General features: G+C 58.4%; 18 protein-coding genes. 10 read left to right on the top strand and 8 right to left on the bottom strand.

Features of this window, described 5'->3' with window-relative positions; all coding sequences use genetic code 11:
- Nucleotides 1–38 precede the first annotated feature (38 nt).
- Nucleotides 39–542 carry a hypothetical protein gene (locus tag B1781_RS10220; RefSeq protein WP_078119580.1) on the top strand — a complete coding sequence of 168 codons (504 nt, stop codon included), beginning with the start codon at nt 39–41 and terminating at the stop codon, nt 540–542.
- A gap of 142 nt (nt 543–684) precedes the next feature.
- Nucleotides 685–2052, top strand: coding sequence for an adenylosuccinate lyase (gene purB / locus B1781_RS10215; protein WP_078119579.1), 1368 nt, complete (start codon nt 685–687; stop codon nt 2050–2052).
- Nucleotides 2053–2152: 100 nt separating this feature from the next.
- Here purB and B1781_RS10210 read toward each other — a convergent pair whose 3' ends face one another.
- Complete coding sequence (locus B1781_RS10210; protein WP_078119578.1) at nt 2153–2896, bottom strand: OmpA family protein; 744 nt, start codon at nt 2894–2896, stop codon at nt 2153–2155.
- A gap of 259 nt (nt 2897–3155) precedes the next feature.
- Here B1781_RS10210 and B1781_RS10205 point away from each other — a divergent pair, with 259 nt between their 5' ends.
- The 7 genes from B1781_RS10205 (at nt 3156) to B1781_RS22930 (ending at nt 10187) form a co-directional block, all read left to right on the top strand.
- Nucleotides 3156–4037, top strand: a complete 882-nt coding sequence (locus B1781_RS10205) for a DMT family transporter (RefSeq protein WP_078119577.1) — start codon at nt 3156–3158, stop codon at nt 4035–4037.
- Nucleotides 4038–4228: 191 nt separating this feature from the next.
- Nucleotides 4229–5416, top strand: coding sequence for a JmjC domain-containing protein (locus B1781_RS10200; protein WP_078119576.1), 1188 nt, complete (start codon nt 4229–4231; stop codon nt 5414–5416).
- Entirely contained in the window at nt 5409–5849 is a 441-nt protein-coding gene (locus B1781_RS10195; protein WP_334223953.1) for a GNAT family N-acetyltransferase, read from the top strand. The genes B1781_RS10200 and B1781_RS10195 overlap by 8 nt, the downstream gene beginning before the upstream one ends.
- 82 nt (nt 5850–5931) lie before the next feature.
- Nucleotides 5932–6687: a secretin N-terminal domain-containing protein gene (locus B1781_RS10190; RefSeq protein ID WP_164513329.1), complete on the top strand. Its 756-nt coding sequence runs from the start codon at nt 5932–5934 to the stop codon at nt 6685–6687.
- Nucleotides 6688–6883: 196 nt separating this feature from the next.
- The gene (locus B1781_RS10185) at nt 6884–8467 is read left to right on the top strand and encodes a GNAT family N-acetyltransferase (protein WP_078119573.1); all 1584 of its coding nucleotides are present in this window, start codon (nt 6884–6886) and stop codon (nt 8465–8467) included.
- Nucleotides 8468–8820: 353 nt separating this feature from the next.
- Complete coding sequence (locus B1781_RS10180) at nt 8821–9411, top strand: EF-hand domain-containing protein (RefSeq protein ID WP_078119572.1); 591 nt, start codon at nt 8821–8823, stop codon at nt 9409–9411.
- Nucleotides 9412–9950: 539 nt separating this feature from the next.
- A complete protein-coding gene (locus B1781_RS22930) occupies nt 9951–10187 on the top strand; it encodes a hypothetical protein (protein WP_125932011.1) in 237 nt (78 codons plus the stop codon).
- Nucleotides 10188–10630: 443 nt separating this feature from the next.
- Here B1781_RS22930 and B1781_RS10175 read toward each other — a convergent pair whose 3' ends face one another.
- Nucleotides 10631–10906, bottom strand: a complete 276-nt coding sequence (locus tag B1781_RS10175; protein WP_078119571.1) for a hypothetical protein — start codon at nt 10904–10906, stop codon at nt 10631–10633.
- Nucleotides 10907–11731: 825 nt separating this feature from the next.
- On the opposite strand from B1781_RS10175, the gene B1781_RS10170 reads away from it, so the two are divergent.
- Entirely contained in the window at nt 11732–13141 is a 1410-nt protein-coding gene (locus B1781_RS10170; protein ID WP_078119570.1) for an undecaprenyl-phosphate glucose phosphotransferase, read from the top strand.
- Nucleotides 13142–13242: 101 nt separating this feature from the next.
- Here B1781_RS10170 and B1781_RS10165 read toward each other — a convergent pair whose 3' ends face one another.
- The 6 genes from B1781_RS10165 to B1781_RS10140 are packed head-to-tail and all read right to left on the bottom strand — an operon-like array spanning nt 13243 to nt 19300.
- Nucleotides 13243–14073, bottom strand: a complete 831-nt coding sequence (locus B1781_RS10165) for a glycosyltransferase family 2 protein (RefSeq protein ID WP_078119569.1) — start codon at nt 14071–14073, stop codon at nt 13243–13245.
- Complete coding sequence (locus B1781_RS10160; protein WP_078119568.1) at nt 14070–15104, bottom strand: glycosyltransferase family 4 protein; 1035 nt, start codon at nt 15102–15104, stop codon at nt 14070–14072. The genes B1781_RS10165 and B1781_RS10160 overlap by 4 nt, the downstream gene beginning before the upstream one ends.
- Before the next feature lie 15 nt (nt 15105–15119).
- The gene (locus B1781_RS10155; RefSeq protein ID WP_334223952.1) at nt 15120–15977 is read right to left on the bottom strand and encodes a glycosyltransferase family 2 protein; all 858 of its coding nucleotides are present in this window, start codon (nt 15975–15977) and stop codon (nt 15120–15122) included.
- Nucleotides 15974–17185, bottom strand: a complete 1212-nt coding sequence (locus B1781_RS10150; protein ID WP_078119566.1) for a hypothetical protein — start codon at nt 17183–17185, stop codon at nt 15974–15976. Before B1781_RS10150 ends, B1781_RS10155 begins: the two co-directional genes overlap by 4 nt.
- A 16-nt stretch (nt 17186–17201) precedes the next feature.
- The gene (locus tag B1781_RS10145) at nt 17202–18074 is read right to left on the bottom strand and encodes a hypothetical protein (protein WP_164513328.1); all 873 of its coding nucleotides are present in this window, start codon (nt 18072–18074) and stop codon (nt 17202–17204) included.
- Entirely contained in the window at nt 18071–19300 is a 1230-nt protein-coding gene (locus tag B1781_RS10140) for a glycosyltransferase (RefSeq protein ID WP_078119565.1), read from the bottom strand. Before B1781_RS10140 ends, B1781_RS10145 begins: the two co-directional genes overlap by 4 nt.
- Nucleotides 19301–19976 lie beyond the last annotated feature (676 nt).

The raw sequence follows: 19976 nt of genomic DNA, 5'->3' as shown, positions 1-19976 counted from the left end.
GACTGTTTCAGCTATAACAATCGCCGGAGAGCAGACACATGAAACTTTGGAAAATCACCCTTTTGTCGCTGCCGTTCGTGCTCGGCGCATGCAGCCAGGAAGAAAGCACCGATCAGGCAGCTACCGAGCAACCGAGCGAACTGCAGCAAAAGGTCGATACCGCGGTCAAAGAGACCAAAGAGGCCGGTAGCGCGATCGGCGAAGCTACCAAGCAGGCCGCCAGCGACACCGCCGAGGCCGGCAAGGGCTATTACGAAACGGCCAAAGAGAAAACCTCCGCAGCCTACGAGGCGACCAAGGAGAAATCAGGCGAGTTGTACGACTCGGCCAAGGAGTCGACGTCCGAAGCGTATGACGCCACCAAAGACAAGGCCTCGGAAGTCTACGATGCCGCCAAGGAGAAAACCTCGGCCGCCTACGATGCCACCAAGCAGAAAGCCGGTGAGCTGTACGATTCGGCCAAGGAGAAGGGATCGGAGATCATCGACGAGGCCAAGCAGAATCAGCGCGAGGGCGACGGCTTCCCGCCGGCCACCGAGTAAGCTCCCGCTTACCGACCGCTTTGATATCGAAACCCGGCTTCGGCCGGGTTTTTGCTGCCGGTTTTTCTGGCCTTGCAGGCCACATGAGGCGTCTCACCCCGTATAATGCGCGGCTTGATTTTTGTCTCGGAGACCGCTTCCCATGGAGCTCGACAGCCTCACGGCGATATCGCCGATCGACGGCCGCTACGGCAGTAAAACCGCAGATCTGCGCCCCGTCTTCAGCGAGTACGGCCTGATCCGGCACCGGGTGATCGTGGAGGTACGCTGGCTGCAATCGCTGGCCGCGCACGCCGGGATCACCGAGGTCGCGAGTTTCAGCGATGCAACCGAGCAGCAACTGAACAAGATCGCCAACGACTTCTCGCTCGGCGATGCCCAGCGCGTCAAAGAGATCGAGCGCACCACCAACCACGACGTCAAGGCCGTCGAGTACCTGCTGAAGGAAAAGATCGCGGGCAATGCTGAGCTTGAAAAAGTCAGCGAGTTCATCCACTTCGCCTGCACCTCCGAAGACATCAATAACCTGTCGCACGCGCTGATGCTGAAACAGGGCCGCGACGAAGTACTTCTGCCGCAGGCCGACAAGGTGATCGACGCGATTCGCTCACTGGCACACCGCTACGCCGATCAGCCCATGCTGTCGCGCACGCACGGTCAGCCGGCATCACCGACAACATTGGGCAAAGAGATGGCCAACGTGGTCGCCCGCCTCGAACGCCAACGCGCACAGATCGCCGCAATACCGCTGCTCGGCAAGATCAACGGCGCGGTCGGCAACTATAACGCCCACTTGTCGGCTTATCCGGACGTCGACTGGCAGGCCCATGCGCAGCAGTTCGTCGAATCGCTCGGCCTGAGCTGGAACCCGTACACGATCCAGATCGAGCCGCACGATTACATGGCGGAACTGTTCGATGCGGTCGCCCGCTTCAACACCATCGTGATCGACTTCTGCCGCGACGTGTGGAGCTACATCTCGATCGGCTACTTCAAACAGAAGACGGTCGCCGGTGAAGTAGGTTCCTCAACGATGCCGCACAAGGTCAACCCGATCGACTTCGAAAACGCCGAAGGCAACCTCGGTATCGCCAATGCCCTGCTCGATCACCTGGCGATGAAGCTGCCGGTTTCGCGCTGGCAGCGCGACCTGACCGATTCGACCGTGCTGCGCAATATGGGCGTCGGCTTCGCCTATTCGACCATCGCCTGGCAATCCGCGCTGCGCGGCATCGGCAAGCTGGAAGTCGACGCCAAGCGTCTCGATGCCGATCTCGATGCCAATTGGGAAGTACTCGCCGAACCGATCCAGACCGTCATGCGTCGCTACGGCATCGAGCAGCCGTACGAAAAGCTCAAGGCGCTGACGCGCGGCAACCGCGTCGATCAGCAAGGCATGCAGGCATTCATCGACACGTTGGATCTGCCCGAACAGGTCAAGACCGAGCTTAAGGCGATGACCCCCGCGAGCTATATCGGTAATGCAGCCGAACAGGCACGCAAGGTATAGATAGCGCTCACGCGTAACGCGTACCGCTGTTGATCGCGGCGGCGCAAACAAAAAAGCCGCACCCGAAGGTGCGGCTTTTTATTGGACGCGATCTTGCGAATTACTTCGTCAGGATCTCAACGCGACGGTTCATCGCACGTCCTTCGCGGGTGCCGTTGTCGGCAACCGGCGAGCTCTCACCCATGCCCTTGACGGTCATGCTGTTCGGGCTGATGCCCTTGCCGGCGAGATAGTCAGCGGCAGCCTGAGCACGACGCTCCGACAGGCCCTGGTTGTAAGCCTCTGCACCGGTGCTGTCGGTGTGACCGACGATCTCGAGCGTCTCGTCACCCTTCGAGGCATTCACCTGGTTGGCGACGTTGTCGAGTTCGGCTTCCATCGCCGGCTTCAACGTGGCGCTGTCGAAATCGAAGTGATCGGTGGTGGTGTTGATCACAACGTCGCCAGCGATCTGGCAGCCGTTGGCATCGACCTTCGCACCTGCCGGGGTACCCGGGCACTTGTCTTTGTAGTCCGGTACGCCGTCGCCATCGCTATCCAGCGGGCAGCCATCGGCATCGACCGGCGCGCCAGCCGGGGTGCCGGGGCACTTGTCTTTGTCGTCCGGTACGCCGTCGCCATCGGAATCGCCCGGCATGGCAGGCGCGGTACAACCGGTGGCCGAATCCGAGCCGCCGACACCCTGCCAGCACTCGCCGTAACCGGTCACGACGCCTTCGCCCTGGTTACTCGTAACGAAAGGGCCTTCGTCAGCTGCCTGAACGGCTCCGGCCGTCAGACCTAACACCAGACCTACAGGTGCCAGCAACGCAGCGATTTTATTCTTACCCGCACTTTCAAACATGGTTTTCCTCCCCAGCTTGTCGAGATTTTTTTGCGGAAATCTATTGTTAATCGAGAATCAGCCAGCGCCTGTCAAACCAGTACGAGCTCCGTAGAACTGACCCTACAGGGGCGCATTAAACCAGCTATGGCGCGAACTGCAAGCCCCGGCCGGGAAATTCCGGCGGATTAGACGCCAACTGCCGGCAAATAGCCTTTTTTTAGACGCGAACTGGCCACGATTGCTAGACTGAAGCCCTATTCTCCGCCTGCGATGTACCTTGGTTGATAACCGCCTGATCAGCGGCGCGCTGTTGATTGTCGCCGCCGAACTGATGTTCGCACTCATGGGAGCGAGCATCCGCATGGTATCCGTTGATCTGAACAACGGCATGGTGGTTTTCGCACGCAACGTCGTCGGGCTCGCGCTGCTCGCCAGCCTCGCCTCGCACCCCGATTACCGCGACATGCGCACCCGTGTTCCGCATCTTCACCTGTTGCGCGGTGCTGCCGGCCTGGGTGCGATGTATTGCTTCTACTACGCCATCGCCCATATGCCGTCGCTCGCCAATGCAATGCTGTTGAAACTCACAGCGCCCTTGTTCATACCCCTGGTTGCCTTGCTGTGGCTCGCCGAGCGTTTTACCTGGCACGTGCTGGCCGCGATCACTATCGGATTCGCCGGCGTCGCCGTTATTCTCACCCCGGACTTCAGCAGCATGGCACCGGTCGCACTGATCGCCTCGCTGGGCGGCATACTCGCTGCCATAGCCAAGGTTGCCGTGCGCAAGCTGTCGGCTACCGAACCTGCCTCACGCACGGTGTTCTATTTCGCACTGATCGGCACCCTCGTTTCGGCGATACCTTTAATTTGGCTGTGGCGCACACCAACTTCATCGCAGCTCCTGTGGCTACTGATGGTCGGCGGACTGGCGACCGCCGGCCAGTTGCTGCTGACACGCGGCATGGCCTGCGCACCGGCAGCACGACTCGGTCCCTTCACGTTCTTTTCGGTCGTGTTCGGCGCCGCGCTCGGTTGGTTCTTTTGGCAGCAGACATTGGGTTGGTCAACCATTGCCGGCACGCTGCTGGTGCTGTTATCGGCCGTCCTGGTGGGACGCGGCATGCCCCACAGCACGCCGTTGCCGGCCAAGGCCGGTTAAATTATGTATGGGTTCGAATGTGATAAGCGCCTCAACATGCAGACAGTGATGATCCTAGGCTGCGACGTGATCCCAAGGGTGTCGTCGACGGTAGCCAACCGCCGAACCCACGGCACCTGGGCTCGTAACTCCCTACGGACCGCCCTCGTATCTGAGGCCGGTCCGTTTTTTTGTGTCGATGCGGCAATTCGATGACCGGGCAACACACAACGATCCGGTTGCCCGACGGCATCGACCGCGAAACCTTTCTGCGCGACTACTGGCAGAAAAAGCCACTGTTGATGCGCGCTGCAATCTCGCCACAGCACTTTCAGCTGATGCCCGACGAATTGGCCGGGCTGGCCTGCGAAAACGAGTTCGAATCGCGCTTGATCATCGAGCAGAGTGAAACCGCATGGACGGTTCAGCACGGCCCGTTCGACGAACAGGACTTTGCATCGCTGCCCGAATCGCATTGGACGCTGCTGGTGCAGGATGTCGACAAGTTCGTACCGGACGTCGCCGCTTTGATCGACCTGTTCGATTTCGTGCCGAGCTGGCGCATCGACGACATCATGATCAGTTACGCCACTGATCAAGGCGGCGTCGGCCCGCACACCGATGCCTACGATGTGTTCCTGATGCAGGCGCAGGGCAGACGCCGCTGGCGCATCAGCGATCGCCGCTACACCGACGACGACCTGATCCCCGGCCTCGAGCAACGCATCCTCTCGCATTTCATCACCAGCGACGATTGGCTGCTTGAGCCCGGCGATATCCTGTATCTGCCGCCGGGTGTCGCCCATTGGGGTACCGCAGAGGGCGATTGCATGACCTACTCATTGGGTTTTCGCTCGCCCAATCAGCAAGAGCTGGCGGCCGATTGGTTTCAGTACCTGGTCGATCAGTGCGCCGCGCAACGCCTGCAGGACCCCGACGATATCGACGCCGACCACCTGGGACAGATCACACCTGGCGCGATCGACAATGCCGCGCGCCTGTTCGCCGCCCTACCGACGCTCGACAGCACGGCGTTCGCGCTGTGGCTTGGCGATCACCTGACCGAAGCCAAGACGCAGTTTCAGATCGAGCCACCGGAATCGCCGTGGAGCGACGCCGATCTGACGGCGTGGCTGCGCGGCGGCCACGCGCTCGTGCGCCATCCGTTCGCCCGCCTGGCCTGGCAGGCATTGCCCGACGGCGCGCCTGCGTTGTTCTATCAGGGCGAGCACCGCATCTACCCTGCCGCGGCAACGGCCACGGTGAATACGCTGTGCATGCATCGCCGACTCGATACACGGACGGTCTCGGCGCTGCTGGCCGACAATGCAGACAGCCGCACGGTCGTGCTCGACCTGCTCAACGAGGGCGTGCTCGAAGCGGAGGATGCCGATGAGTGACTACCAGGTCGTCGAGGCCGATTGGAGCTCGCAACAGGACGCATTGCTGGGTATCCGCTTCACGGTGTTCGTTGACGAACAGTCCGTGCCACCCGAGCTGGAACGCGACCACTACGACCGCGAGGCGCTACATCTTTTGGCATTGAACGGCGATGGCAAACCCATTGCGACCGCACGCATGCTCACCGACGGGCACATCGGGCGCATGGCGGTGCTTAAGGAATGGCGCGGGCGCGGCATCGGCTCGGCCTTGATGAACAGGCTCATCGACATCGCCCGTCAGCGTGGTTATGCGGAGGTGTTTCTGCACGCCCAGTGCACAGCCGAGCCGTTCTATCGACGCCTTGGCTTTGTCGCCGAGGGGGAGGTGTTTGTCGATGCCGGTATCGATCATCGCGCGATGCGCATGTCACTCGATGCCGAGAACGCCTAAACTCTTAGTGATTGGGTTATCGTCGGGGCGCGCCATGCGATGTAATCGTCTGATTCCACTTCTACTGCTGTTCGTGAGCTCGATGGCTGCTCACGGTGAGTCGGCGGTCATCCAAATCCGCAGCCAACCGGCCGCCGCGTTGGTCGATACCATCCGCCCCTTGGTCGGCCCGAACGGCAGCGTCTCGGCCTATCACGACAAGCTGGTCGTCAGCGGCACACCACAACAGATCGCCACGGTGCGCGCCACGTTGCAACAACTCGACCGACCGCCGCGCCGCCTGATCATCGAGGTGCGCCAGTCCGGCAGCCTCAGCAGTTCGCGTCGCGATATCGGTTACGGGGTGAACACCGACAATGTGCGGTTAGGCCGCGTCCCACCGGGCAGCAAGGCACAGATCACCTACCAGGAGGCACAGACCCGCGGGCAGGACGACAGCCTGCAACGTGTCCAGGCGCTCGACGGACGCCCCGCACTGATTCGCGCCGGTCAATCGGTGCCGGTCTACTCGGCACACCAGCAGGTGATCGGCAACAGCGTGGTTCAGGGATTCAATATGCAGTACCGCGACACCGGCAGCGGTTTCTACGCCGTTCCACGAGTGCATGGCGACCACGTCACCGTCGAGATCTTCCAGCAACACAGTCGCGCAGCATCCGGTGGACGGTTCATCAACCAGGAAGCATCGACGGTACTGCAGGGCGCGATCGGGCAATGGTTGATGCTCGGCGCAATCGGCGGCGACGACTCGAACAACCGCAACGAGTTCGGACGCCACGTTCAGACACATCGCTCGCAGGATCGCAGCCTCGAACTGCGCGTGATCCCGGTCGACTGATCCCATTTCGCCGCCCTGCGCTCCCCTGCGCCTGAGCCCGTGGGCGACTGCCGATTTTCGCCCATTGCCACTGCGCTCGCCGAGCCATCTGGGGCGGCGAAAAAATAGTCGTTGCAACTGCTTTTTTCGGCGATCCACCGCGCTAGAATCTATCGAGTTGTACCACTACCCCTGCACCCTTGTGTTCGGAGACCCTATGTCCGCAGACGACCTTTCCAACGCCCTCGACGACCCGCGCAGCCGCCTCGAGGTGCGCAACGCCAAGCTGACCGATATCCCAGCGATTGCTGGGTTGAGTGCCAAGGTCTATACCGGCACCGGAATGTACGGTTACACCGAAGGGCCGTTGACCGGACAGATCAACAACTTTCCCGAAGGCCAGTTTGTGGCCGTCATCGGCGACAAAGTCGTCGGCTATTGCGCCACGTTCCGCGTCGCGGAGAGTGAAGGCCTGGGCAAACACAACTGGACCGAGATCACCGGCAACGGCTATGCGTCGCGCCACGACCCGCAGGGTGACTGGCTGTACGGCATGGAGGTGTGCGTCGATCCGGATCTGCGTGGCTATCGCATCGGTCAGCGCCTGTACAACGAACGCAAGAAGCTGTGCCAATCACTCGGCCTGAAAGGCATCGTATTTGCCGGCCGTCTGCCGACGCTGGCACGACGCATCAAGAAATTCGGCAGCGCCGAGGCCTATGTCGAGCAGGTGGTGCAGAAGAAGCAACGCGATCCGGTGCTGTCGTTTCAGTTGCGCAACGGTTTCGAGGTGATCGGGGTGATCCCGCACTACCTCGATGCCGATCAACAATCGATGGGCTACGGCGTTCACCTCACCTGGAACAATCCGAAGGTCGACCAGGAACAGCTCGAGGGCCGTCAGAAGCGCTACGGCGGTCGTCTGCCGGACACGATCCGCGTCGGTACCGTGCAATACATGCAGCGACGGGTGAAATCGTTCGACGAGTTCCTGTCGTTCATCGAATACTTCGTCGAGGTGGTTTCCGACTACAAGGGCGACTTCGTCGTGTTCCCCGAGATGTTCGCCCTGCAGTTGCTGTCGATCGAAAACCAGGAACTCAATCCCGCCGAATCGATCGAGGCCTTGAGCCGGCATACGCCGCGCTTCAAAGAGGCGCTGCGTGACATGGCGATCCGCTACAACATCAATATCATCGGCGGTTCGCATCCAACGCTGATGCCGAACGGACGCGTCGAAAACATCGCCTACGTGTTTCTGCGCAACGGTGCGATCTTCGAACAACCCAAGATCCACCCGACGCCCAACGAGGTGTACTGGTGGAACATCGAAGGTGGCAGCGTACTGAACGCCATCGATACCGACTGCGGGCCGATCGGCGTGTTGATCTGCTACGACTCGGAGTTTCCCGAACTCGCGCGGCATTTGGCCGACCAGGGTGCGCAGATCCTGTTCGTACCCTTCTGCACCGACGAGCGGCAGTCGTATCTGCGTGTGCGTTATTGCTGTCAGGCACGTGCCGTGGAGAACCAGTTCTACGTCGTGATGTCGGGCAACGTCGGCAACCTGCCGGGCGTGGCCAACATGGATATCCAGTACGGCCAGAGCTGTATCCTCACACCTTGCGATTTTCCGTTCGCACGCGATGGCGTCGCCGCCGACACCACGCCGAACGTAGAGATGGTCGCCTTTGCGGACCTGCGCCCCGACACTCTGAAGATGGCGCGCAACTCGGGCACGGTGCAAAACCTGCGCGATCGTCGCCACGATCTGTACAGCGTGCAATGGCGCGGTAAGTAAGCCGAGCCGCTCCCAACACAATGCAGCGGTCACTGCCGGGTTGAACACCCCGGTGGTGATCGCCCATCGCATCATTCGCTGCATATCAACCGATCGGCTTGGCCGGGCTGAACGCTCGGTGCATTTACGCATGCCGAGGCCGATTTCCACTCGTTTGACTCAAGCCATTGTCGGCCGACAATCTCCTGGCGACGCAGGTAGTCGCAGAAACAGCTGTAGAAATATCCACTTAGCGCAACACTGCGCAAGTTTGCGGATATTGGCACCTCACTTGCTCCCTGGTAAGCACACCGTTACCGACCGACGCGTTGTGTAACGAAGGTTTGAACAACGAGAGTTACGAGGAGATATCCATGAGCAAGCATGTTCACACGAAACGATTCCCGCGCGTTGCAGCGATGATTGCTGCACTCAGCCTGGTCGCCCTGCCGGCCACCGCGGCTTTCGCAGGCGACACCACCGATACCGGCATCTACAGCAAAGACAGCGAGAAACTCGGCGGTGCCGACTACAGCCAGTTGCGCCCTCAAGGCGACGACGGTAACCCAGGTGTCGTAGAGGCCGGTGATTCACCGTCGGCCGAAACCGGCATCACCGGTGAAGACAGCCGCAAACATGGTGGCCCGGACTACAGTGGTATCCGTCCGGAAAGCAGCGGCGACATGGCAGAACAACCCAGCGGTCCTGCTGCGCAACCGAATGCCGAAACCGGCATCTACGGTTCGGACAGCAAGGAGCACGGTGGTTCGGATTACAGCAGTCTGCGCCCAGAGGATGACGAGTTCGCCAAGTATGACGAAGACGGCGACGGCAAACTGAGCCGCACCGAAGGCGCCAAGAGCGAACAGTTGAGCCAGTCATGGCAGGACATGGATACCAACAACGACATGGAAATCGACCGCGCTGAGTTCAGCGCCTTTGAGCTGAAGCCCGATCAGCAGTGATGCAGCAGTAATCGGGTAAGCGTTAGCCGGCAGCATCGCTGCCGGCACCAAGACAGGCGAATGATGGGCACTGAATCCACTAGCCGAGATTGCCCGACACTGCCGAACCGGCCCGGCGATCAGGCGAGAAACCTTTGTCGGCCTGCACAACGACACATCTATTCGCGCAGGGTCCGGACATCCACTACGAAGCAGTTGAACGCAGATATAAAAGGATCAGGGACACCTATCACATATTGATACCCGAACAAATAAAGCGGATTGCCGCAAATCGTTAGATTCCCAGCCGTGCAAAATGCCTATTTTCAACGTTTTTTCAATGGCTTAACTTACGCAATATTTTTCCGCACCGCACAAATTCGCCCAAATCCAACGATGTGCCGGGAAACGGATTTAGATTGAGTACAGCCCGGCATTTAGTTGTAAACGACAAAATATAAACGCATGCCTGTTGGGGTTATTACTAATTTACCTTGTTGCGATAGGCACCGCATGCTGTCTCGCACTCAACAACGCAGAAACGCGACGGGGAGACGGACATGCGAGGAACCCAGGAAACCCGCAGTATCGGTGAGCACGCCCTACGAGCGGAACGCTGTGATTTCGATTTCGCCTGCCTTGAAGACACCAGCTTCTGTGCCTGCATGAAGTACACGAACAGAGATGTCGATGTTCTGAAGTGTCTGGAGACATGCCCCTGCGGCCACCGCAAGAGCTGTGACGGCCTGCAGATCTGCACCTGCTCAGTGAAGCTGCAGCAATACGAGCTTTCTTAAGCCCGCACTATCTGTCGAGAGCGGCCTCGTGCCGCTCCCCACCCACCCGGTCACGCCGCTAAACCGCCACCGCGTGCCCGGATCGTTGTCGGCGCGTTTTCTGTTGCTGTCGGCAACATCCAAGTACTGAAGTACGCACCTCAGCCAGCGCTTGGCGAACAACCTATTCCTGAATTGTCGATCGCGCGCTCATCGGTCTGTATCGCTGACGAATGGGTATGGCACATCCGAGCCTTTGATCATCACCATCCGACAGCTTCGCTTAAAGCCCTCTACCCAGCTCAACCAGAAAACTGGGCAGCAAAGGCAACTTCCCCAGCAGTCCGGCGTGTCCCAACACAAGATGGCAGCATGCCCTTGTTGATGCGCAGTGGCTTCCACCGAAGTATCCCGTCCCTTCGATGGCCGCTCTTGCCTATTGATCTCGATGGGTATCTGCGGTGCTACTCGTGAACTGTCAGGCGTCGCCGTAGCAGCATTGCGTGATGGCGGTGTGCGCGAAACTCCGGCGGAACTCCACCCAGGCCACCCGCCAGCTTTACCACCCGCTTCCGGCCAGTGTCGAGCGCGCAGCCGTCAGTGGGATAAGCAATGGCCTTTCTGTATTTCACCGTCTGGGTCTTAACCCGGCGTCGATCACGCGCGACGCTATGCCATTGGAACACCATGGCCATGTGCCGCAGTTCGCGGTGCTGACCGATCAGGTTCTCCGATGCCATATCGGAACAGTTTATTAGCCATGCAGTGACCGACGATCATGGCGTACCCACGCGGTGAGTTGCGCAGGCACCTGATTAGCGAAGGACGGTTGGTGCCGCTCGGTCGCAGTGGCACAACCAGCGCATGATGATTTCTCGCGACCAGCTGATCCCTTCAAAGGAATGCATCTGACGGCATTGCGCCTTCATCCTGCGCATGAAGCATTCCACCAGGCCGTTCTCTGATCAGAGGATCGCAGGGCGAGACGATTGCCTGCTTGCACACACCGTGGAGTCAGCACGGTATGCGCCCCAATACGGCCGGCCCCTTATAGTTAGCTTTCAAGTGAAAAACTGTGACTCAGTTATACAAACTGATAACTATAGAAGTGCGCATTTCACCCTTTCGCAAATCGCGTAACCGACTGGTGATCAGTGTTTTGATCACCACTTTGATGCATCGCAGCAATCACTGCACTAAGAACGACCGGCCAAGCAAATACCGAAACTTCTAACTATTTGTTTTTGCTGCATTTAGTTATGTGGCATGCGGCTTGCTTTGGTAAACGAAGTAGAATCTTGGGGCGAAATGCATGACTTTCAAAGCACGTTGCACATCTGATTTTCGAGTTTTTATTGAGCGTGCATTCTCGCCATTTGAACAGTAGATCGTTTACCAACTCTGTTCACATTGCTTAACCAACAACGGTCACAGTTTCGTTACGTTAAAAAAGTAAACTAAAAACCGCCGAGCGACGTAGTCCGCCGAAAAAGGCACAGCCTCAATCCGATGCTGGAAAGCCTGTAGGACTGATTAGAATTTCGCCTGCATTAGGAGTAGTAGTTGTGCACGGACAAGGTTTACTTCGGCAGCACCAGTCAAAGCTGGATGCTATCTATCGGATATCCGATACGTTATTGATCTGCGGCACATTGCTCATTTCGACAATGCTTGCAGGCGCGGAGTTTGCGACTCCTTACTGGGTTGCCATGCTGCTGGCGACGACTGTGTTTGCAATCACCGGCGAAGCGCACTCGGTGTATCGATCTTATCGCGGCGCCAGCGTCACGCAGCAAGCGATACCGATTCTGGTTGCATGGGGACTCACCGTCTTCTTTCTCCTTGTGCTTGGGGTTTTCCTCGGGGCCGCGGGCAGTTTCTCACGCCCGGTCATCATCACGTGGATGTTGGCTACGCCAATAGCCGTGATCGCTTGGCGAATTGCGATTAAATATGTTCTCTCGATGTTGAGGACTGCCGGTTACAATAGCCGTCGTGTTGCCATTATCGGTGCCGAGAAAAACGGTGCAGAGTTGGGCAGTATTCTGGAAAACTCACCGGCCTACGGGCTCAAACTCGTAGGTTTCTTCGACGACAGGCACAACAACCCCGACCGGGTCTCCGCTTCCATTCCCAGCGAGCAACTGCGGGGTTCGATCAATGACGCCATCGTTCTGGCCAGAAACGGGGACGTCGACCTGATCTATATTGCCCTGTCGTCGACCGGCCGCGATCGCGCCTTGCGGATCATCAACGAGCTCGCCGACTCCGCCGTCGCCGTGCACGTTGTGCCGGACCTGTTCGTCTTCGACCTGCTGCATTCGCAACTTATCAATATTGGCCGAATTCCAACGCTGAGCGTTTACGAGTCTCCTTATTTCGGTACCAGCGGATGGTTGAAGCGCAGCGAAGACATCGTGCTTTCGCTGATCATTCTTTCTATCTGTGCTATTCCGATGTTGGCCATCGCAATCGGGGTCAAGCTCAGCTCGCCCGGACCGGTCATTTTCAAGCAGAGACGCTATGGCGTGGACGGGAAAGAAATTCGGGTATGGAAGTTTCGGAGTATGACGACATGTGACGACGGCGATAAGGTCGTTCAGGCAACAAAGGGCGACGCGCGAGTCACGCCGCTCGGCGCCTTCCTGCGCAAGACCTCACTCGATGAGTTGCCGCAGTTCATCAACGTCTTGAAAGGCGATATGTCTGTCGTCGGCCCGCGGCCACATGCCGTCGCTCACAACGAACACTATCGTCGGATCATTTCAGGCTACATGTTGCGGCATAAAGTCAAACCGGGTATCACCGGATGGGCACAAGTCAACGGTTGGCGCGGCGAAACGGATTCACCCGATAAAATGTCGCGCCGCGTTGAACATGATATTGACTACATCCGCAGCTGGAGCCTTTGGCTGGATTTGAAGATAGTCGTGCGCACGATGCTGGTCGGGTTCAATGATAAATCGGCGTACTGATTCATCATTCCACTAATCAATAACGCCCGATTTCGATATCCGAAATGGGCTCGCTAGCGGCCGGAAAGTCATGGTTCACCACAAAATAAATGTGAACCACATCACTTTAGTATTCCGGCCACACCCGGTGGACGAAAGACCGGTACACAGAACTTGCGGCGAAAATAGAGCAGGCTCTTGATATGCATCTTGCCCGCCCAGCTGAAAGGTTGGGCGGCGCTGCTTCGCTGGTGGTCATGTACCAAACGCGCTTGCGGCAGGCAGACCACCGAAAAGCCGGCCCGCCAGACCCGTGCACACAGGTCGACATCCTCCATATAGAGGAAATACGCCTCGTCCATGCCCTCGATCTGCTGAAAAAGCTCTCGACGCACCACAAATCCGGTGCCCATCACCCACTCCGCCTCGAATGCGTCTCCGCTGTGCCACGCTTTCACCATCAGATGCCTGTCGACCAAGCGCTTGAATGGCCACCAGTTGCCAATGGGTAATCGCCTGGCCGCCACATCGACGAGACTGTAGAAGCGACGCGCCGAGAACTGCCGCTCGCCGCCCGGATAAACCAGGTTGAGACCGAGCAGGCCGGTTTCCGGATGCTGCTCGAAATAATCGATGGCCCTGGAAAATGACCCGTCCTCGAAATAGGTATCGGGATTGAGTACGACAACGTAGGGCTTGTCGGCGTGCGAAACACCGATATTGACGCCCGCGCCGAAACCGTCATTTTTCTGCGACGCCAGCAACTGCACGTTCAGCGCCTTGAGTGGCTCGGTGAGTTTTTCCAGCGAATCGTCGGGAGAAGCGTTTTCGACAACAATGATGTCGCCCGCGGCGGCTACGCCGTGCTCGATAATCGAATGCACACACTTCAGAACCAGGTCCGGTGTTCGATAGTTCACGATCACCGCGTTGACACGACCCACTGTACTCATTGCATGGCACTCCCGTACGCCGGTGTTTTGCCCTTGGCCGCCCTTTCCACGACATCCCACAGCTGGTCCGCCGAACGTCTCCAGTCGAACGCACGTGCCCTCGTCATACCCCTGGCCACCAGATCGTCCCGCAGCGATGCCTCTTCCGCCAAACGGTCCAACCCTTTGGTGATCGCAGAAACATCGTAGGGATCGACAATGACCGCCGCATCCTGCGCCACCTCCGGCATTGCCGACACGTTCGACGTCAGCACCGGCACCCTTGAGGCCATCGCCTCGATGATGGGAAGACCGAACCCTTCATAAAGAGAAACGAACGCCACTGCCAATGCGCCGCGATACAGCGCCGGCAGTTCCTCGTCTTCCACCCATCCGAAGAAATGCAGCAGGTCCTGGATGCCCAGACGACCGGCCAAACCGGTCAATGCGCTATCCGGATGACCGGTCAGCCCGAGGCGTATACCCTTCTTCGGCAACCGGCTGGCCGCATAGGCCTTTATCAGTCGGTCCAGATTCTTGTACGTACGTCGATTTCCCGGATACAACACATAGGGGAATTCACAGGGATACGTTGCTTCATTGGCGTAAAACTCAGGCGTCACGCCGTTGTACACGGTCGATACCCGGTCGGGCGAGATACCGGACCACTCCAAAAACTCGCGCCGGGTGTAGTCCGACACACACACGATCTGCGTGCACCGCCGGTACAACGGCTTGTAGACCCAGTTGTAGTAGAGGGCGTGCTTGCGGCTGTAAAAATGCAGATGCGTCAGATCATGGACCGTCACCACCGACGGGAATCGGCCCGGAAGCGGAGGAACAAAGCCCGCGGACCAGAACACGCTGTCTTGTGCGTCGTACGTGTTCAGCGCGCGACTGATGGCCAACGGCGACATCGGACTGCCGACGCTGCCCGGGATTTCCAGATCCACGACCGACAGATCGTTCGGCACATACATCTTCATCGCCGCCAACACGTTGCCGATGCCGGTCTTCTCAGGCCATCGCGAATCGGAAAATACCGTTAGCACCTGTTACCTCGTTGCTCAGGCCAATCCACGCCCATCGCGCCATCCCATGAAGCGTTGCGATGCGGCGATCCAGTAGTAGCGTGCGCGCCCGAAATCGAACTTCAGTGCGGACACGGCGCATCCCGCGATAGATCGCGCGATGAGATACATTACGAAATACGACGGGTAGTTGTTCGTCCCCAGAACCCTGCCAAACCCTCGGTTGTAGAGTCGCGCCCGGCTGAACGCCTTCTCGTTCATCTCCAACAAGGGCTCCGGATGGAATATGCAGAGTTCGGGGTCGTAGGCCACGTGTTCGCCCGAATCGATGACACCGAGCAGGTAATTCACCTCTTCGCCGGCGCCCCACTTGGTACCCGATCCGACGCCCAGCGCCTCATCGAAGCCATTCAATCGTTGCACTGCTTCGGCCCTGAGAAAGATCGTATACGAGGTCGCACAGGTCCAGACGTTGAACCGCGTAACATCCATGGGCTGTTCTGCCCAGCGGCCTTGCGACCGATTACCGTGGCCGTCTTCACTGCAGCCAGTCAGGCCGGCCAAGTCCGGCCGGCCTTCGAAACGCTGCGCCACATAGCCCAGAATATGCGGCGCATACCAGCAGTCGTCATCCGGGAAGGCGACGAGCTGTCCGCTCACATGCTTCAAACCCACGTTGCGCGCCCGAGAAAGCCCCTTTTCGGACCGCAGATACTTGATATCGATCCGATCGCTGTACTGGTCAACGATTTTCGATACCCGGTCATCGTCATTCTGATCGATGACGATCACCTCGAAATTCTGATACGACTGTGCAACGAACGAGTCGAACAGCCGCACGATTTCGTCCGAACGCCCGAGCGTCGCCATGATGAGAGAGAACTTGAGGCTCAAGAGCGACATCCTGCAGCTGTGGCTGCGTCATGTGAATCTGTTTGCACGCCGACCGGCGTCGTTGCCGTGACCGTTGCTTGAGCCTGCTGAAGTCTTGCCCACGCAACCAGGTAGCCGAGCATCAGGTATACGATTTCGGACTGATGCATAGGGTTGATCAGCGACCAAGATGCCACCGGCGCAAGGATCAATACCGCGCGCCAGCCCAAGCCGACCCCCGCGAAGAACACCAACCAGAACAATACGCCGAACGGACCCGCGATCAGCAGGAAGTCAATCGGTGCGGAAAACACCGAGGCCACCCCGTAGCCAAGCCCCTGTACCGAGATCCACCATCCACCGAAATGTGCTTCGACAAAACCGAATCCGTAACCCAGCCAGTCGCGCTGGATGAGATCCCAGGACAATACGGCCGCCAGACCGCGCTCATCTTCAAGCCGGACCCGCAGTAGATCTCCGCTCAATTGCCACGCAAACAATTCGATGAATATCGCCCCGCCCACGATCACGCCCAGCACTTTGAGCGTGAGATGGCCGCGAAACGCGAACAGCAACGCGATACCGCCCGCCACCAGCACAGACTTGGAGCCACTCAGCAATGTCACAAGCACGCAGATGGCGAGAAACTCAATCGCAGAAAGCATGCGCGAAGGCGTCTTCAACATAACGATGTACGCCATAAAAAAAAGCATGACGGCAAACCAGTTACGCTCCCGGAATGTGCCGTGGAGAGAACCTTCCTGAAACTGCAGCGGTTGATGGATCACCGGCAGCTGAAAATGCTGTATCAACCATTGAACAACGACGAATCCCGCGATGAACCAGACGCCTAAAGGCAAGCGACGCTTGAAGTAGTACTGACCATAAAAACGTCCGACGATGAAAAACGCCGGATAAACCACCGCGAATTTCAGAATCTGGAACTCGTCCTTGATTCGATGAACATCGACCATCACCGTATTGATCAGCGCCACGGTAAAGAAGGCAAGAAAGATACCCAGTTCGATCGGCGTGGCGGTTACGCGTCGCTGCAGGATCAGGTATGCCAACATGGCGCTGGCCCAGAGGTGGCCTGTTTGTGCCGGACCGGCCGACACAACCTGCAGCGACAACAACATCAAACCCGCGAGAAAACTCCAGTCGAGCAGCGCGAAACGATCCGTTTTCGCGCTCGTGGCAATCGTATTGACTGAAGCAGTATCGAGCATAGCGACAATGAGCGACTCAACGTCCGACCATGGTTTCCTTGATCTGCTTGGCCCGTTTGATCATGCGCAACGCTTTGGTGCCGACGCGTCCGATGTCTCCATTGTGTCGCAGTGCCTCGAAACTGGCTGGCGGCAGACACGCATCAGCCGCCACCGTCATCTCCAATTGGGTAAACAGCCGATGCAGGAAACTTCCTTCCGGTGGCAGCATGTTTTTAGGAATCTCCCAGCGCCGCAAGAACTCATTCCACAGGTGCACACAAACGGAACTCTGCACCCGCCGCTGACATTCGTCCGCGTCTTCCTGGCGTAGCAGCATCGCCGTCTCAAGGTAATGCACAGGATAGAAAGCCAATGGCGGCGCGACCTTTACGCGCTCCGGCCGATCCGCAAGATATTGGGTAATCAGTTGCGGCCCAATGTCGCCCCACTCAAACACAAAGCCCTTGGCATTCGCCAATCGCTCCAGTTCCGCGGCGGCTGCGGTGTCGCCGACATACAGTACGGCGCCGTTGAGCTTTCCCTGGGCCTCTTCCCCAACCAGAATGCCACTGACGCCCGCTTGCAGCTTTTCCAACTCCGCCCCGTCTTTCAGACATACGACATCGGTATCGAACCACCAGCCGGGCTGTTTCTGTAACACGCGGTAACGAAAGATATCGGTGAAAGCAGCGATCGAACCGGCATGTCCGCCCTGGGTATAGGCAAGCACCTCGGATTCATCGGCCAGCAGCCGCGCATCGACAATCTTTACCCCTTCGGGCGCCCGCAGATGTTCGTTGAACGTGTGCAATCGCACCTCGATGCCCTGCCGCACGAACGACTTGAGGCATGCGGATTCATAGAGACTCAGGGACGGTCCATGCCAAAAGAAATTTGCGTTGATCACTGATGCGTTCCTTCTACACTTTCGCGCGGATCTGCGCCGCCAATAACGTCGGCGAACCGCGCCGCCACGATGCGCCAATCAAGTTCGTTCTCCACTTTCTGCCGCGCAGCTTTGGCCTGCGCCGCGAGTGCAGCCGGATTTGATTGGCACCATGCCAGCTGTTCCACCGCACCCTCCATCCAATCGCCCTTGATGTACTGGGCCGTGTCGTCCGAGAGATAGTCCGCAATGCCGCCGACACCGTTGGTCAGTATCGGCAGGCCACACGCCATCGCCTCGAGAATCGCGTTGTTTGCGGTCGCATCGAGCAGCGGCAGGTAAAGAACCTGACATTTGATATACAGGTCGCGAAGATCCTCATCGCTCACGCCCGAGTACCACTGCACGTTGTCGAAACGGGCCAACCGGAAGTGTTGCTCAATATTGCGCGCGCCTGCCGGCACGACCAGGTGGAATACCCAGTCGGGATGTGTCGACAAGGCTTTGCTCACCGTTCGCTCCAGGGCTTCAAAATCCCGCAGCCATTTCCCGCAGAACAGCACATTGAACCCCGGTAGCGGAGGTACCGTCGCGCTGTCGCAAAAGAACTCGCTATCCACACCATGCGGCAGACGGTGAACGTTGGGGTGACCGACAGCATCTGTCAGATAAGTCTGCGCATGCCGGGAGAGGCAGATCACCTCATCGAAGGCGTCGAGCCGCCCTTGCGAGTCAGGCGCAAACAGTCGCCACCAGCCCGGCGGCTGATGCGATATTCCGATTACGCGCAGGCCGGGAAACCTTTCTCTGATGGCCGCAAACTGTTGGAAGTAGTCCTCGATGGATTCAAACACCACGGCATCGAACTGTTCGCTCTTGAGCTTGCGGATGGCGCAGGTCTCCACCGTCCATTTCTGCAGATCGTAAAAAGGGCTCCAGGATAGCTTCCGCGACTTGCCCGTCACCTTGTCGCGCAGTTTCTGTAGGGCTCGCCGCAGCAATACCGTCAGCTTGTCCAAACGGCTCGGCGCGGTACGCACGAGATCAAAACGCGCCGACAAAGCAGCGACCAACGGCGTCATTCCGCTCCTTTGCCCCATGTGATGCCACGGAGCGCCTACCATGAGCACGCGGCGGATCGGGGTCACGCGTCTCTCCGGCGAGCTATCCGTAGTGCTGTAGGTTTTTGGTGGTCGATACTCACCCGCGTCTCCCTGCTTTTCATACCGGCCTGCCAGCGGGTTCATCCAATATCACCTGTGAATAACGCTTCGTGTTTCATGCACGCTTGAAACGGAATCGCCAGTCCTCTTTGTAAGGCAGTCAGCGCACAGCCGCGTTCGAGCATTGCTGGAGCATCGATCGGCAAACCGGGTCTACGTGTTGGAGGGCGGTACCGACCCGCGGTGGCCGTTTCGCCCAGTACGGCTGATATGCGCTGTCGCAGAACGGCACCGGCGTTTGTCTGACCACGAATCAATGAGTCGGTGTCGTATGAATCGGGGAACGCCCCGCTTGCCGCGTCAACCACGCGGGCGGTCGCTATGCGATATTGGTCAATGAACATCCGCACCACTGCCAAAGAGCAAACGCATTTCGGAACCGGGCCAGCCAGGGCCAAGCTGAGCTTCACTGCTGTCACAAGCCGCATCAAACAATGTGAAACCCGCTGTATATCCGGACTTCGTGACAAACGTGTGTTTCGCCATCCGCCAAGAGATCAAAACGTACCTATGCCAACACAACACTAACGGGGCGTGCAGATGACAAACCCGACCCCAAAAACCCAACGACGTCATGCCTCACCGACATCCGGCAGCCCACACGCGCAATAGGCAAACCTTAGCGTGAATTCACACCAGGGTTCTTTGGTGCGGTCGACAAAACGCGTGCCAAACTGTGAGCACTCATCGACTGAAGCAA

The sequence above is a fragment of the Thiosocius teredinicola genome (assembly GCF_002009425.1).
Classification (GTDB): Bacteria; Pseudomonadota; Gammaproteobacteria; order Chromatiales; family Chromatiaceae; genus Thiosocius; species Thiosocius teredinicola.
The sequence above is the reverse complement of the archived record's forward strand: the minus strand, read 5'-3'. Positions and strand labels throughout refer to the sequence as shown.

Coding starts and splice junctions, on each gene's coding strand:
- B1781_RS10220 (WP_078119580.1), top strand. CDS start 39: ATGAAACTTTGGAAAATCACCCTTTTGTCGCTGCCGTTCGTGCTCGGC.
- purB (WP_078119579.1), top strand. CDS start 685: ATGGAGCTCGACAGCCTCACGGCGATATCGCCGATCGACGGCCGCTAC.
- B1781_RS10210 (WP_078119578.1), bottom strand. CDS start 2,896: ATGTTTGAAAGTGCGGGTAAGAATAAAATCGCTGCGTTGCTGGCACCT.
- B1781_RS10200 (WP_078119576.1), top strand. CDS start 4,229: ATGACCGGGCAACACACAACGATCCGGTTGCCCGACGGCATCGACCGC.
- B1781_RS10195 (WP_334223953.1), top strand. CDS start 5,409: ATGAGTGACTACCAGGTCGTCGAGGCCGATTGGAGCTCGCAACAGGAC.
- B1781_RS10190 (WP_164513329.1), top strand. CDS start 5,932: ATGGCTGCTCACGGTGAGTCGGCGGTCATCCAAATCCGCAGCCAACCG.
- B1781_RS10185 (WP_078119573.1), top strand. CDS start 6,884: ATGTCCGCAGACGACCTTTCCAACGCCCTCGACGACCCGCGCAGCCGC.
- B1781_RS10180 (WP_078119572.1), top strand. CDS start 8,821: ATGAGCAAGCATGTTCACACGAAACGATTCCCGCGCGTTGCAGCGATG.
- B1781_RS22930 (WP_125932011.1), top strand. CDS start 9,951: ATGCGAGGAACCCAGGAAACCCGCAGTATCGGTGAGCACGCCCTACGA.
- B1781_RS10175 (WP_078119571.1), bottom strand. CDS start 10,906: ATGGCATCGGAGAACCTGATCGGTCAGCACCGCGAACTGCGGCACATG.
- B1781_RS10165 (WP_078119569.1), bottom strand. CDS start 14,073: ATGAGTACAGTGGGTCGTGTCAACGCGGTGATCGTGAACTATCGAACA.
- B1781_RS10150 (WP_078119566.1), bottom strand. CDS start 17,185: ATGCTCGATACTGCTTCAGTCAATACGATTGCCACGAGCGCGAAAACG.
- B1781_RS10140 (WP_078119565.1), bottom strand. CDS start 19,300: ATGAACCCGCTGGCAGGCCGGTATGAAAAGCAGGGAGACGCGGGTGAG.